This is a genomic window from Calidifontimicrobium sp. SYSU G02091 (assembly GCF_022631395.1).
GTDB classification, from domain to species: Bacteria; Pseudomonadota; Gammaproteobacteria; order Burkholderiales; family Burkholderiaceae_C; genus Calidifontimicrobium; species Calidifontimicrobium sediminis.
Map to the genome: position 1 here is coordinate 54,203 of NZ_JALBGB010000011.1, position 12,596 is coordinate 66,798.

Below are 12,596 nucleotides of genomic sequence, written 5' to 3' on the forward strand. Positions count from 1 at the left end.
GGCCCGACGCATGACCGACGCCGAGCTGCGCGAACGCCTGCACCGCGCCGGCTACATCGCCGACGAGGCGCTGGCCACGACACTGTGGCTCGCCGGCGAGCTGCAGCGCCCGCTGCTGCTCGAGGGCGACGCCGGCGTCGGCAAGACGGCGCTGGCCTCGGCGCTCGCGCACGCGCTCGACCGGCGCCTCGTGCGGCTGCAGTGCCACGAGGGGCTGGACCTCGCGCAGGCCGCGTACGAGTGGAACTACGGCCGGCAGCTGCTCGCGATCCGGCTGCACGAAGCCGACGCCGAGAAGCCGCGCGAGGCCGACCTGTTCGGCCGCGACTACCTGCTCGAGCGCCCGCTGCTGCAGGCGATCGCCAGCGAGCAGCCGTGCGTGCTGCTGATCGACGAGGTCGACCGCGCCGACGAGGCCTTCGAGGCCTTCCTGCTCGAGGTGCTGGCCGACTGGCAGATCACGGTGCCCGAGCTCGGCACGATCCGCGCACGGCACGTGCCGCTCGCGATCCTGACCAGCAACGGCACGCGCGAGCTGTCGGATGCGCTGCGCCGCCGCTGCCTGTACCACTGGCTCGACTATCCGACGCTGGCGCGCGAGATCGCGATCGTGCGCGCGACGCTGCCGCAGGCCGAGTCCGCGCTCGTCGAGCAGGCCGTGGCCTTCGTACAGACGCTGCGCCGCGAAGACCTCGGCAAGACCCCCGGCGTGGCCGAGACGCTCGACTGGATCCGCGCGCTGCACCGGCTCGAGTTCAAGGCGCTGCCCGACGACCCGGCGCAGTGGCTCGGCACGCTCGGCTGCCTGCTCAAGACGCGCGAGGACCGCTTCCAGCTCGGTGCCGACGAGGTGCGCCGCATCGCCGAAGGCCGGCGGCGCGGCGTCGCCGAGAACGCGTCGGTCTGACGCACGGACGCTGCACATGGCCCCGGGCGCCCTCGCCTCGATCGCCGGCTTCGCGGCGCTGCTGCGCGACCACGGCCTGAACGTCGGCGTCGCCGAGCAGCAGGCGATGGTGCGCGCCGCGCTCGCGGTGCCGCTCGAACGCGCCGCGCGCCCCGGCGCCGGGCTGGACGCCGCGTGGCGCGCGATCGCGTGCCACGACGCGCGCGACTGGCGACGCTGGCCCGAGCTGTTCGAGCGCTACTGGCACCCCGAGCGGCTGAAGGGCAGCGTCAAGGTCAGCGGTCAGACGCGCCCGTCGCGCGACCTGCGCCAGGTCGTGCAGGCGCTGCACGATGAACTCGGTGCGAGCGCGCCGCCGCGCGGCGACGGCGCGGCGATGGCCGACACCGCGCTCGACGCAGTGGTGGCCTTTGCCGACGACGCACCGGGCCTGTCGCGCGCGCAAGGCGGTGCCAGCCGCACCGAGGCGCTGCACGACCGCGGCTTCGCGCAGTGGCTGCCGCAGGACCTCGCGACGCTGCAGCGGCTCGCCGAGCGCATCGCGCAGCGGCTGCGCCGGCAGGTCACCCGGCGCTGGCGCGACGACGCGCGCGGCCGCCGGCTCGACGTGCGGCGCACGCTGCGCGCGAGTCTGGCCACCGGTGGCGTGCCGCTGGCCCCGGCGTGGCGCACGCCGCGGCGCGAGCGCCCGCGGCTGTTCGTGCTCGTCGACGTCAGCCGCTCGATGGAGACGCACGCGCAGCTGTTCCTGCGCATCGCACGCGCCTTCGTCCACGCCGCCGACGCGCGCGTGTTCGTGTTCCACACGCGGCTCGCCGAGGTCACGCCGCTGCTGCAGCGCGACTCGGGCGCGGTGCAGGAGAAGGTCAACGCCGTGACGGCGGGGTTCGGCGGCGGCACGCGCATCGCGACGAGCCTGAACGACTTCGCGCGCGTGCACGCGCGCGCGCAGCTCGGCCGGCGCGCGCGGGTGTGGATCCTGTCCGACGGCTTCGACGCCGACCCCCCGCCGCGGCTGCGCGACGAGTTGCTGCGGCTGCGCGCCGGCGGCGCGAGCGTCGCGTGGTTTCACCCGTCGGCGCGGCCGCCGGCGTCGCAGGCGGTCGAACACGCGCGGGACCTGATCGGCCGCTTCGTGCGCCTGGCCACGCTGCGCGACCTCGAACAGGCCGCGGCCGTGCTGCATTGACGTGAAGGAGATTGCGATGAGCGCCCTCGCCCACGACGTGATCGCCGCCGCGCAGCGGCTGCAGCAGCAGGGCCAGCCGTACGCGCTGGTCAGCGTGCTGCGCGTGCAGCCGCCGGCGTCGGCGCGCCCCGGCGACAAGGCCGTCGTCACCGCCGACGGCATCTCGTGCGGCTGGATCGGCGGCGGCTGCGCGCAGCCGGCGGTGCTGAAGACGGTGCGCCAGGCGCTGGCCGACGGCCGCGCGCGGATGATCCGTATTGCACCGACCGACGAGAGTGCGACGCGCGAACTCGGCGACGTGCTCGAGTTCGGCATGGCGTGCCACTCGGGCGGCACGATCGAGCTGTTCGTCGACCCGGTGCTGCCGCGCGCGACGCTCGTCGTCGTCGGCGACTCGCCGGTGGCCGCGGCGCTGGCCGCGCTGGCACCTCGCGTGGGCTTCGACGTGCGCGTCGTCGCGCACGGCGCCGACGCCGCGCGCTTCCCCGACGCGGCCGAAGTGATCGGCGACGACAGCGCCGAGGCGCTCGCCGCGCGCATCGCGCCCGGCGCGTTCGTCGTCGTCGCGACGCAGGGCCGGCGCGACGTGCCCGGGCTGCGTGCGGCGCTGGCGCTCGGTGCGCGCGGCGTGTGGTTCGTCGCCAGCGCGAAGAAGGCGCAGGTGCTGCGCACATCGCTGATCGAGTCCGGCGCCGACCCGCAGGCGGTGGCCGCGATCGTCGCACCGGCCGGCCAGCCGATCGGCGCGCAGACGCCGGAGGAGATCGCGCTGTCGGTGCTCGCGGCCGTCGTCGCGGCGCGCCGCGGCGCCGGCGTCGACGCGCGCCCGGCCGGCGAGGCCGTCACCGCGCCGGCGGCGAGCGACGCGCCCCGCGCCAAGGTGTCGGCGGCCGCCGCGGCCGCCCGCGCGCGCCTGGCCGCCCGCGCCGAAGCGTCTGCGGACGGCACGGCGGGCGACGGCGGGTCGTGCTGCGGCGGCGACGCGCCGGTGTCGGCGACGCCTCCGTCGTCGTGCTGCGGGAGCTGACGCGATGGGCTGCATCCTCAAGGGCGGTGGCGGGCTGTACAGCCGGCTGGTGGTCGGTGCCGTCGTGCTCGCGGCGGGCGCCGGCTCGCGGCTCGGCGGGCGGCCCAAGTGCCTGCTCGAACTCGGCGGCGTGCCGCTGATCCGGCGCACGCTGATCGCGCTGTCGGGCGCCGGCGTCGACGAGGTCGTCGTCGTGCTCGGCCACCACGCCGACGTCGTCGAACCGGTCGTCGCGCCGTTTCCGGTCACGCTCGTGCGCAACCCCGACCCCGACGCGGGGCAGGTGTCGTCGCAGCGCGTCGGGCTCGCGGCACTCACGGGCAAGCTCGACGCGGTGCTCGTCGCGCTGGCCGACCAGCCGCTGCTCAACGCGCAGGACATCACGGCGCTGATCGGCGCGTACAAGAAGCGGCCGGCGGGCACCTCGGTCGTCTTCCCGCAGGTCGGCGGCGAGCCGGGCAATCCGGTGATCTTCAGCGCCGACGTGCGCGACCAGATCCTCGCCGGCGACGCCCATGTCGGCTGCCGGCAGTGGCGCGGCGCGCACCCCGAGGCCGTCGCGCCGTTCGTCACCGACAACCGCCGCTTCAAGGTCGACGTCGACACGCCCGAGGACCTCGAGCGCTTCGAGCGCGAGACCGGCCACGCGCTGCGCTGGCCCGCCGGACTCGTCGCGCCGGCCTGAAGCGGCGATGGCGCTCGGACCCGGCTTCCACGCGCTGTGGCCCACGCCGCTGGGCGTGCACCGCTACGCCGAGGCCGACGCGCTGAACCCGCTGCTCGTGCGCGTGTTCGGCGCGCTGCGCGCGACGCAGTCTCACGCGCGCGGCGAGACGCCCGGCGCCTTCTTCGCCAGCGACGACGACCTGCTCCGGCGCGTGCAGCTGCCCGAGTGGCAGCGCTTCGTGCGCTTCGTCGTCGAGAGCCTGCGCGACACCGTCACGCGCGCCAACGCCGCGGCGTGGCCGCCGTCGTGGGCCGAACGCGGTGTCGATCTGCAGCTGCGCGTCGAAGGCATGTGGTTCCAGGTCGCCAACGGCGGTGCGTTCCACGACGTGCACACGCACGGCAACGCGTCGTGGTCGGGCGTCTACTGCGTGCAGGTCGACGCGCCCGACGTGCGGCGCGCGCATCCGGTGTACGGGGTGGCCAATGGCGTCACGCGCTTCTACGGCCCGCCGTTCGCGCACCTCGGCGGCGCGCACGTCGACCTCGGCAACGCCTACCTGCAGCCGCCGCACGTCGACGTCGAGCCGGTGCCGGGGCAACTGGTGCTGTTCCCCGCGTGGCTCGCGCACCAGGCGCTGCCGTACGCGGGCACGCTCGACCGGGTGATCGTCTCGTTCAACGCCAGCGTCCACGCCGCGGGCGGCAGCGACCGCCTGCACGGCTACGCCGGTGCCTGAGCCGACGATGAACGCGCTGCCCGCCCTCGAGCACCGCGCGGCCTGCGCGCTGGCCGCGCGCACGCTGGCGTGGACGCTGCTGTTCGGCGGCTGGCTCGCGCTCGGCGCGCTCGGGTTGCGCCACGCGCCGGTGGCGACCGGGGCGCTGGCGCCGGTCGCGCTGTGGCTGCTCGCGATCGGTGTCGCGGTGCGCGTGAGTGCGGCGTGGTCACCGTCGCCGCGCGCGCTGCGCGTCGTGCTCGTCGGCAGCGCGGCGCTGGCCGCGGCGTGCTTGGCCGCACTGGCGCACGGCGCGCCGCAGGCGCTGTGGCCGGCGGCCGTCGCGTGGGGGTCGTTGATCGTCGCGGCGTCGCGCGTCGTGCGCGGCTGGCGCCGCCAGCCCGGCCCGCGCCTGGCCCCGCCTGTCGTGCCGGCCGCGCTCGGTGCGCTGGTTGCCTGGCTCCTGGCTGGGGACCCGGCGGCGGTCGCGGCGCACCCCGCCGCAGCGGCAGCCGCGCTGGCCGTCAGTGGCGTCACGCTGGCGGTGCTGGTGCCTTCGCCGCACGGTGAACCGCGCGGCCGCGCGCCGGGCTGCCGCAGCGGCCTGTTCGACTGCGCGCTCGCGTGGCCGACGCTGGCGCAGTGGCGCGTGCCGGCGCACTGGCCATGGCTCGCGGCTGCGCTCGCGATGCTGCCGATGATGGCGTCGCTGCCGCTGCTGGCCGAGGGCTGTGCGCGCGCCGGCTGGAGCCCGCAGGCCGTGACGGGGCTGCACCTGCTGGCGATGCTGGCGCCCGCCGCCGTCGCGGCGCTGCGTGCGCGCGCACTCGTGCAGTCCGCCCGCGCGTTCGTGGCCGGCCTGCTGATCGCCGGCGGCGTCGCCGCGCTCACCGTGCCCGCCAGCGACGGCACGATGGTCGCGATGCTGCTGCACGCGGCCGCGTGGGGCATTGCGTGGTCGGCGGCGATGGCGCCGGCGACCGACCGCACACGGCTGCCCGCGGCACACGGTGGCGCGTGCGCCTCGGCGCTGGCCAGCGCCGCCGTCGTGCTCGCGCTGGGTGTGGCCGTCGCCGCCAGCGGGTGGGCGGCGTGGCGTGCCCTTCACGCCGCGCTCGGTGCGATCGCGGCGCTCGGCGTGGCCGCCGCGTGGCTGCGGCGGCATCCACCGGTTTTCGAGGAGTTGCGAGGATGAACAGCATCGACGTCGACGTGATCCGCACCGCGCTCGACTGGCTCGACCGCGGCCACCGCGTCACGCTGGGCACCGTGGTGCGCACGTGGGGCTCGGCGCCGCGCCCGCCCGGGTCGCTGATGATCATCCGCGACGACGGCCAGGTCGCCGGCTCGGTGTCGGGCGGCTGCATCGAGGACGACCTGATCGGCCGCGTCGCGCGCGGCGAGCTCGCGAGCCGGCTGCCGCAGGTCACGACCTACGGCGCCAGCGCCGAGGAGGCGCAGCGCTTCGGGCTGCCGTGCGGCGGCACGGTGCAGGTCGTGCTCGAGCCGCTCGCGGTGGCGTCGCAGCTGCGCGAACTGCTGGTGGCGATCGAATCGCACCGGCTCGTCGCGCGCCGGCTCGACCTCGCCACCGGCGTCGTGACGCTCGGCCCCGCGCAGGCCGGCGACACGGTGCGCTTCGACGGCCGCACGCTCGTGACGGTGCACGGCCCGCGGATGCGGCTGCTGATCGTCGGCGGCGGGCAGCTCGCGCGCTACCTGGCCGGCATGGCGGTGATGCTCGACTACCGCGTGACGGTGTGCGAACCGCGCGAGGAGTACCACGAGGGGTGGACCGCGCTGGACGGCGTCACGCTGTCGACGCAGATGCCCGACGACCTGGTGCTCGCGATGAACCTCGACGCCAACAGCGCGGTGGTGGCCGTCACGCACGACCCGAAGCTCGACGACCTGGCGCTGATGGAGGCGCTGCGCACGCCGGCGTTCTACGTCGGCGCGCTCGGCTCGAAGCGCAACAACGACGCGCGCCGGCAGCGGCTGCGCGAGCACTTCGGGCTGGCCGACGACGAACTCGCGCGGCTGCGCGGTCCAGTGGGGCTGAACCTGGGCGCGCTGACGCCCCCCGAGATCGCGCTGGCGATCGTCGCCGAGATGACGGCGCGGCGGCGCGGCGCGAACGTCGACGGGCCGCTCGCCGACTGGAGCGGCTCGACGACCGAGTGCCGCACGCGCGCCTGAGCCGCCGCACGCGTGCCCGCGGCGCCCCGAGGGCGCACCGCGGCGGCAGCGCGCCCGCGAGCCGCTGTCAGCCGGCCGTGTCGGCCATCAGCGTCTTGAACCAGACGCCCATGTCCTGGAAGTTGCCGCTGCTGATGACGGCCGACTCGGTCGCGGTCGCCGGTGCGCCGTTGATCGTCGTGCGCCCGCCGCCCGCAGCGATCTTCATGCGGCGGTCGAGCGGGTCGTACTGGTAGACCGCCGTCAGCCACGACGCGGTGCCCGCCGTGACCGGCGAATAGCACGCCGAATTGGCCACCGGGGCCGGGTCCGGCCCCTGACCGAGGAAGGCGCGCACGATCGCGTCGGCACAGATCTTGGCTTCCTGGTTCGCAACGTGGCCGGCCTTGGGCATGCCCGTCACGGCGGCGTCGCCGAGCACGTGGATGCCGCTGCCCGGCAGCGCCGTCGTTTCGTAGCTCAGCACGTCGACGCCGGCCCAGCGGCCGTCGGGACCGTTGTTGAGCCCCGCGCGCGCCATCCAGCCGTCGCCGGCGCTGCCGGCGGCGCGGTGCGGCGGAATCGGGTTGACGACGCGCGCGGCGATCGTGCGCGTCAACCCGAGCGCATCGACGTAGCGCACGACACCCGAGGCCGCGTCGATCTCGATGCCGAAAGCGCCGGGCACGTAGTCGATCACGCCGGCGTGGATCTGGTTGAACGCCGTCTCGAAGGTGTGCCGCTCGGCCTGGATCGCGAGGTTCTCGTCGAGCACGACGACGCGGCAGTTTGGCCCCTTGGCCGTCTTCAGGTAGTCGGCGACGAGGCACGCGCGCTCGTACGGCCCCGGCGGGCAGCGGTACGGTGCCTTCGGGATCGTCATCACGAACGTGTCGCCGTTGCTCATCGCGGCGATGCGCTGGCGCAGCAGCGTCGTCTGCGGCCCGGCACGCCACGCGTGCGGCGTGCGGGTGTCGTAGTCGGTCTGCGTGAGGCCGTAGGCGTCGTCGAAGCTCACGCCCGGCGCGAGCACGAGGCGCTCGTAGCCGAGCCGGCTGCCGTCCGACAGCGTCACCTCGTGCGCCGCGGCGTCGATCGCGACGAGGCTGGCGGCCTTGCGCAGCACGCCGTAGCGGCTCGTCAGCGCGTCGCGCTTGAACTGCAGCGACGCGACCGTGCGGCTGCCGTTGAGCACGAGGTTGCTCATGATGTTCGACGTGTAGACGGCATCGGGGTCGACGAGCGTGACCTGCACGCCGGGGCCGCCCCACAGCCGCAGGTACTTCGCCGCCGTCATGCCGGCCATGCCGCCACCGACGACGACGACCCGCTTGCCGGTGATGCCGGTGTTGGCGAGCGCGATCGTCGTGCTGCCACTGCTGCTGCTCTTCTTGTCGTCGGCGCGACCGGCGAGCGGCCAGGCGCTGGCCGCGAGCGTCGCCGCGCCGAGCGCCACGATCTGGCGGCGGCTCAGGGCCGCCGCGACGGGTTGCTTGTTGTCCATCGGGTCCTCCGCGGCGTCACTGTTGCAGGTACGTGATGATCTGGCGCAGCTGCTCGGGCGTGTACCCCTGCGCGTGCGCGGCCATGATGTTCGAGCCGGCGGGTTTGCCCGCGAACTCGAGCACCTCCTTGGCTTCGCTGCCGCGGATCTTGTCGAAGCCCCCCAGGCCCAGCGTGCCGTGACACTGGAAACAATTCGACGCCAGCAGGCGTCCCTCGGTCGAGGCGGGTTGCGTCATCGCCGTGGCGGTCCTCGATGCCGCGGGAGCGGCCTGTGCGCTGTCGGCGTCGACGGCCACCGCGGCCTCGCCACCACCTCCGCCGCCGCAGGCGACGAGCACGAGGGCGGTGGCGCTGGCAAGCCAGGCGCGGCGACGGTATCGGTCAAGGGTGTTGGGCATGGATCCTCCTGGTCTTCGTTGGCGCGACTCTCGCGCCTTCGCAGCATCGCGCTGCCGGATGAGGGAATCCTTAACGCGGTGCCGCCGATGCGTAACCGACGCGTGACAGACGTGTGCGTGCGCTGCGGCCGACGCCGGCCGCCGCGGCTCAGCCGAGCGCGCGCGCGCGCAGCGACTCGTACAGGCAGATCGCCGCGGCCGCCGCGACGTTGAGCGACTCCTCGCCGCCGGGCTGCGGGATGCGCAGCGCCATGGCTGCGCGCGCCAGCAGCGCCGGCTGCACGCCCTGCCCTTCGTGGCCGAACACCCACGCGCACGGCCACGGCAGCGCCGCTCCCGGCAGCGCGACGCCGTCGTGCGAACTCGTCGCCAGCAGCGGCACGCGCAACGCCTCCAGCGTGTGCGGCGGCTGTGCGTCGAGCAGACGCAGCGCGAAGTGCGCGCCCATCGCGGCGCGCAGCACCTTCGGCGTCCACAGGCCGGCGGTGCCGGCGAGCGCGACGATCTGCACGAAACCCAGCGCTGCCGCGCTGCGCAGGATCGAGCCGACGTTGCCCGCATCCTGCACGCGGTCGAGCACGACGGTGGGCGCGTCGGGTTGCAGCGCTGGGGGAACCGGCAGGTCGAGTACGAAGCCCAGCGGCGCCGGCGATTCGAGCGTGCTCAGACCCTTCCACAGGGCGTCGTCGACGACGTGCACGCGCGCGGCCGCACGCGCGAGCGCGGCCCAGGCCGGCTCGCGCGCAGCGCTTGCGCTCAGCACCGCGGCGCGCGGCCGCACGCCGCGCGCCAGCGCCGCGCGGCACAGGTGCTCGCCCTCGAGCCAGACCGCGCCGAGCTTGCGCGTCGCGGCGGGCTCGCGCGCCAGCCGCCGCAGCTTGACGAGCAGCGGGTTGTCGCGCGACGTGATGACGACGGGTTCGCTCATGTCGTCGCGCCGTCGCCGCCCGCGAGCGCGAGCAGCGGGCCGCCGCACACGGCGCGCACCGGCGCGAAACTGCGCCGGTGCACCGGCGACGCACCGTGCGCACGCAGTGCCGCCAGATGCTCGGGCGTCGGGTAGCCCTTGTGCACCGCAAAGCCGTACTGCGGGTGCGCCGCGTCGAGGGCCAGGCACAGCCGGTCGCGGTGCACCTTGGCGAGGATTGACGCCGCCGAGATCGCGGCCACCGTCGCGTCGCCCTTGACCACCGCCTGCGCCGGCATCGCCAGCGCCGGCGTGCGGTTGCCGTCGACAAGCACGCGCCGTGGCAGCAGCCGCAGCCCCTGCACGGCGCGCTGCATCGCGAGCAGCGTCGCGTTGAGGATATTCAGCCGGTCGATCTCGTCAACGCTGGCCTCGGCGATGCAGCACGCCAGCGCCTTCGCGCGGATTTCGTCGAACAGGCGCTCGCGCGTCACCGGCCCGAGGCGCTTGGAGTCGGCCAGCCCGGCGATCGGCTGCAGTTCGTCGAGGATCACGGCGGCGGCGACGACGGGGCCGGCAAGCGGCCCGCGCCCCGCCTCGTCGACGCCGGCCACCAGGTCGAGGCAGTCCTGCCGCGCGAGCAGCGCGCGCCAGCGGCGCGGCAGCGTCGCCGCGCGCCGTTCAGCAGCCGAGGAGCGTCGCGATGGCATCGGTGGCCGCGCGCGCGGTGTCGCGCCGCAGTTGCAGGTGCAAGTCGGTGAAGCGCGCGTGCAGCGCCTGCACGCGCGCCGCGTCGTCGAGCCAGCGGCCGACTTCGTGCGCGAGCGCGGCGGGTGCGGCTGCGCGCTGCAGCAGTTCGGGCACGACGAAGTCCTGGCTGAGGATGTTCGGCAGCGCGACCCAGGGCTGGTAGCGCATGCGACTCATGATCTGCCAGCTCAGCTCGTTCATGTGGTAGGCGACGACCATCGGCCGCTTGAACAGCGCCGCCTCGAGCGTCGCGGTGCCGCTGGCGATCAGCGTGACGTCACAGGCGGCCAGCGCCTCGTGCGAGCGGCCGTCGAGCAGCATCACCGGCACGTCGTGGCGGGCCACCATCGCCTGCAGTCGCTCGCGCTGCCCGGGCGCGGCCGGCAGCACGAAGCGCAGGTGCGGGCGCTGCCGGTGCAGCCGCGCCGCCGCGGCGAGGAAGCGCGGGCCCAGGTGCGTGACCTCGCCGGTGCGGCTGCCGGGCAGCAGTGCGACGACGGTGTCGGTCTCGGCGAGCCCGAGCGCCGCGCGCGCCGCGGCGCGCGGCGGCTCGAGCGGGATCACGTCGGCCAGCGGGTGGCCGACGTAGGTCGCCGCGACGCCGTGGCGCGCAAGCAGCGCCGGCTCGAACGGGAACAGGCACAGCACGTGGTCGGCGCTGGCGGCGATCTTCGCGGCGCGGCCGCCGCGCCAGGCCCAGATCGACGGGCAGACGAAGTGCACGGTGCGGATGCCGCCCGCCTTCAGGCGCGCCTCGAGGCCGAGGTTGAAGTCGGGCGCGTCGACGCCGACGAACAGGTCGGGCCGCTCGGCGAGCAGCCGGTCGCCGAGCGCACGCCGGATCGCCGACAGCGCGCGGTAGTGGCGCAGCGCCTCCACATAGCCGTGCACCGCGAGCCGCTCGCTCGGCCACCAGGCGTCGAAGCCCTGTGCGGCCATTTGCGGCCCGCCGATGCCGGCGGCGCGCAGGTTCGGCCAGCGGGCCCTCAGCGCCGCCAGCAGATGCGACGCGAGCAGGTCGCCCGAGGCCTCGCCGGCGACCATGCCGAGCCGGGGCGACGCGGTCGCCGTCACAGGACGCTCAGCGCGCGATGCCGCGCGTCGCGCGCGCGAGGAAGTCCAGCATCAGTGCGACGTCGTCGGCCGCCGCGGGCACCTCGGTGGCGAGCGCGGCGATGCGCTCGCGCGCCTGTTCGAGCGTCAGCGCCTGCCGGTACAGCAGCCGGTGCATCTGCTTGACGACGCCGATGCGCTCGGGGCCGAAGCCGCGCCGGCGCAGGCCCTCGGCGTTGAAGCCACGCACCGCGAGCGGGTTGCCGTCGACGAGCATGAACGGCGGCACGTCCTGCGACACCGCGCTGCCGAAGCCGACCATCACGTGCGCGCCGATCTTGCAGAACTGGTGCACGCCGGTCAGGCCGCCGACGATGGCCCAGTCGCCGACGTGCACGTGGCCCGCGAGCGTCGCATTGTTGGCCAGGATCGTGTGGCTGCCGACCTGGCAGTCGTGCGCCAGGTGCACGTAGGCCATGACCCAGTTGTCGTCGCCCAGCCGCGTGACGCCCGCGTCCTGCGCGGTGCCGACGTTGAAGGTGCAGAACTCGCGGATCGTGTTGCCGTCGCCGATCACGAGTTCGGTCGGCTCGCCGGCGTACTTCTTGTCCTGCGGTGCCGCGCCGAGCGAGCAGAACTGGAAGATGCGGTTGCCGCGGCCGATCGTCGTGCGGCCCTCGATCACGCAATGCGGCCCGACGGTGGTGTCGGCACCGATGCGCACGTGCGGGCCGATCAGCGTGTAGGCACCGACCTCGACCGACGCGTCGAGCTCGGCGTGCGGATCGACGATCGCGGTGGGGTGGATGCGCGCCACGCCGCACTCACTCCGAGCGGCGCACCGTGCACATCAGCTCGGCCTCGACGGCCACCTCGTCGCCGACGCGCGCCTGCGCCGCGTACTTGAAGATGCCCTGGCGCGCGCGCAGCAGCGTCACGTCGAGCAGGAGCTGGTCGCCGGGCTCGACGACGCGCTTGAAGCGCGCACCGTCGATGCCGGCGAAGTAGAACAGCGTCTTCTCGTCGACGACGATGCCGGCACTGTCGAACGACAGCAGCGCGCTGGCCTGCGCGAGCGCCTCGAGCATCAGCACACCGGGCATCACCGGCCGCGACGGGAAGTGGCCGACGAAGTACGGCTCGTTGATCGAGACGTTCTTCAGCGCGAGCAGCCGCTTGCCATGCTCGACCTCGAGCACGCGGTCGACCATCACGAACGGATAGCGGTGCGGCAGTCTCTTGAGGATCTCGTGGATGTCCATCATGGTGGTGGGCCGGCAGTGTGTCGCGACGCGG

General features: G+C 74.8%; 14 protein-coding genes. 7 read left to right on the forward strand and 7 right to left on the reverse strand.

Annotated features, from left to right (window positions below):
- Nucleotides 1-10: 10 nt before the first annotated feature.
- From MOJ79_RS08940 to MOJ79_RS08970, 7 genes are read left to right on the forward strand one after another with little or no spacing between them, the layout of a single operon-like run.
- Entirely contained in the window at nucleotides 11-907 is an 897-nt protein-coding gene (locus tag MOJ79_RS08940; protein ID WP_241923838.1) for an AAA family ATPase, read from the forward strand.
- A 16-nt stretch (nucleotides 908-923) separates the two neighbouring features.
- Nucleotides 924-2,096, forward strand: coding sequence for a VWA domain-containing protein (locus tag MOJ79_RS08945; protein ID WP_241923839.1), 1,173 nt, complete (start codon nucleotides 924-926; stop codon nucleotides 2,094-2,096).
- A 16-nt stretch (nucleotides 2,097-2,112) separates the two neighbouring features.
- Entirely contained in the window at nucleotides 2,113-3,123 is a 1,011-nt protein-coding gene (locus tag MOJ79_RS08950) for an XdhC family protein (RefSeq protein ID WP_241923840.1), read from the forward strand.
- A 4-nt stretch (nucleotides 3,124-3,127) separates the two neighbouring features.
- Nucleotides 3,128-3,808, forward strand: a complete 681-nt coding sequence (locus tag MOJ79_RS08955) for a nucleotidyltransferase family protein (RefSeq protein ID WP_119287171.1) — start codon at nucleotides 3,128-3,130, stop codon at nucleotides 3,806-3,808.
- A gap of 7 nt (nucleotides 3,809-3,815) precedes the next feature.
- The gene (locus tag MOJ79_RS08960) at nucleotides 3,816-4,529 is read left to right on the forward strand and encodes a putative 2OG-Fe(II) oxygenase (protein WP_241923841.1); all 714 of its coding nucleotides are present in this window, start codon (nucleotides 3,816-3,818) and stop codon (nucleotides 4,527-4,529) included.
- A gap of 7 nt (nucleotides 4,530-4,536) precedes the next feature.
- Nucleotides 4,537-5,703 carry a hypothetical protein gene (locus MOJ79_RS08965; protein WP_241923842.1) on the forward strand — a complete coding sequence of 389 codons (1,167 nt, stop codon included), beginning with the start codon at nucleotides 4,537-4,539 and terminating at the stop codon, nucleotides 5,701-5,703.
- Nucleotides 5,700-6,707 (forward strand): XdhC family protein, encoded by a 1,008-nt coding sequence (locus tag MOJ79_RS08970; RefSeq protein ID WP_241923843.1) that lies wholly within the window; start codon nucleotides 5,700-5,702, stop codon nucleotides 6,705-6,707. The genes MOJ79_RS08965 and MOJ79_RS08970 overlap by 4 nt, the downstream gene beginning before the upstream one ends.
- A 67-nt stretch (nucleotides 6,708-6,774) precedes the next feature.
- Here the strand turns inward: MOJ79_RS08970 and MOJ79_RS08975 are convergent, their stop codons facing one another.
- From MOJ79_RS08975 to fabZ, 7 genes are all read right to left on the reverse strand, one after another.
- The gene (locus tag MOJ79_RS08975; protein ID WP_241923844.1) at nucleotides 6,775-8,190 is read right to left on the reverse strand and encodes an FAD-dependent oxidoreductase; all 1,416 of its coding nucleotides are present in this window, start codon (nucleotides 8,188-8,190) and stop codon (nucleotides 6,775-6,777) included.
- Nucleotides 8,191-8,206: 16 nt separating this feature from the next.
- A complete protein-coding gene (locus MOJ79_RS08980; RefSeq protein WP_241923845.1) occupies nucleotides 8,207-8,590 on the reverse strand; it encodes a c-type cytochrome in 384 nt (127 codons plus the stop codon).
- Nucleotides 8,591-8,738: 148 nt separating this feature from the next.
- A complete protein-coding gene (locus tag MOJ79_RS08985; protein WP_241923846.1) occupies nucleotides 8,739-9,518 on the reverse strand; it encodes a TrmH family RNA methyltransferase in 780 nt (259 codons plus the stop codon).
- Entirely contained in the window at nucleotides 9,515-10,207 is a 693-nt protein-coding gene (rnhB, locus tag MOJ79_RS08990; RefSeq protein ID WP_241923847.1) for a ribonuclease HII, read from the reverse strand. The genes MOJ79_RS08985 and rnhB overlap by 4 nt, the downstream gene beginning before the upstream one ends.
- Complete coding sequence (lpxB, locus tag MOJ79_RS08995) at nucleotides 10,179-11,291, reverse strand: lipid-A-disaccharide synthase (protein WP_241923879.1); 1,113 nt, start codon at nucleotides 11,289-11,291, stop codon at nucleotides 10,179-10,181. Before lpxB ends, rnhB begins: the two co-directional genes overlap by 29 nt.
- A 37-nt stretch (nucleotides 11,292-11,328) precedes the next feature.
- Nucleotides 11,329-12,117, reverse strand: coding sequence for an acyl-ACP--UDP-N-acetylglucosamine O-acyltransferase (gene lpxA, locus MOJ79_RS09000; protein WP_241923848.1), 789 nt, complete (start codon nucleotides 12,115-12,117; stop codon nucleotides 11,329-11,331).
- 7 nt (nucleotides 12,118-12,124) lie between these two features.
- Nucleotides 12,125-12,565, reverse strand: coding sequence for a 3-hydroxyacyl-ACP dehydratase FabZ (gene fabZ / locus MOJ79_RS09005; protein WP_119287152.1), 441 nt, complete (start codon nucleotides 12,563-12,565; stop codon nucleotides 12,125-12,127).
- Nucleotides 12,566-12,596: the final 31 nt, after the last annotated feature.